Source organism: uncultured Rothia sp., from assembly GCF_937976295.1.
Taxonomy (GTDB): domain Bacteria; phylum Actinomycetota; class Actinomycetes; order Actinomycetales; family Micrococcaceae; genus Rothia.
In genome coordinates this window covers 1-1,074 of sequence record NZ_CALJRY010000130.1, presented here as the reverse complement: position 1 = coordinate 1,074, position 1,074 = coordinate 1, and the positions used below count along the sequence as shown (strand labels likewise).

The window sequence follows — 1,074 nt, the reverse complement described above, 5'->3', positions numbered from 1 at the left end:
TCGCCGGAGGCGGTACGGCGGATTCCTTTGGAGCCGAGGGGCGCCTCCTCGCCGCTGTAGGCGGAGTAGCGCATGTCGATGAGGTAGTCGCGGCGTGCCAGGGCGGTGGCGTAGTGGGCGCGGCCTTGCGGGTCGTCGTGGACCGGGTAGTAGCGGAAGCCGTTATCTGAAACGTGTACACCGGGGATGCTCAGCTCTGCGGCAAACTGCGCGAGGGTTTCGTCCTCGCAGTAAAGCACGTGCACCTCCGCCGCACTGTTCTTCTCCTTGTCAGTGCTGTAAGCGGCGGGGCGGATGACGCTGCGCGCAAGGATCGCCTCTTCGGTCAGCGGCTCGGCAGCATCGTGACCGGTCAGGTAGTGCAGGGTTCCGTCATCGTTGAGGAGGGTTTCCCCCTCGCGGGAAACGAGCAGGTAACGCGGTGCGTGAGTGTCAGCGGGTGTGTGTTCAGGTGAAGAAGTCATGGATTTTACTCTACATCTTGCCACTGCAAGGCCCACAATAGCGTGCCGGGTTTCGATTTTTTCGCCGTATCGTCCCATATCACCCTCGAAAGAGGTGACAGAGGCACCCGAAAATAAGAGAATGGAACTATGACTACTTCTATTGACCCTACGACCACCTCCGCGTGGTCTGCTCTGTCCGCTCATCACAAGTCCCTCACTCCGAACCTGCGTGAATGGTTTGCCGCTGACCCGGAACGTGCGCAGAAGTTCAGCTTCACCGCCGACGAACTGCACGTCGACCTTTCCAAGAACCTGATTACCTCCGAAACCGTCGAGCTGCTGCTCAAGCTCGCTGAAGAGGTCAAGCTGGAGCAGGCCCGCGAGGCAATGTTCTCCGGCGAGCACATTAACGTCACCGAGGACCGCGCCGTACTGCACACCGCACTGCGCCGCCCCGAGGGCTACACCCCGGCGCTGACCGTTGACGGCCAGGACGTAGACGCAGACGTTCACGCCGTGCTGAAGAAGATTTACGCATTCGCTGAGCGCGTGCGCAACGGCGAATGGACCGGCATCACCGGCAAGCGCATCGAGACCGTTGTGAACATCGGTATTGGTGGCTCCGATC

2 pseudogenes are annotated in these 1,074 nt (G+C 60.8%); one reads left to right on the top strand and one right to left on the bottom strand.

What is annotated here, in order from left to right:
* Window positions 1-464: pseudogene (locus Q0216_RS03315) on the bottom strand (N-acetylglucosamine kinase); the annotation flags it as partial.
* Window positions 465-593: 129 nt separating this feature from the next.
* On the opposite strand from Q0216_RS03315, the pseudogene Q0216_RS03310 reads away from it, so the two are divergent.
* Window positions 594-1,074, top strand: a pseudogene (locus Q0216_RS03310) (glucose-6-phosphate isomerase); the annotation flags it as partial.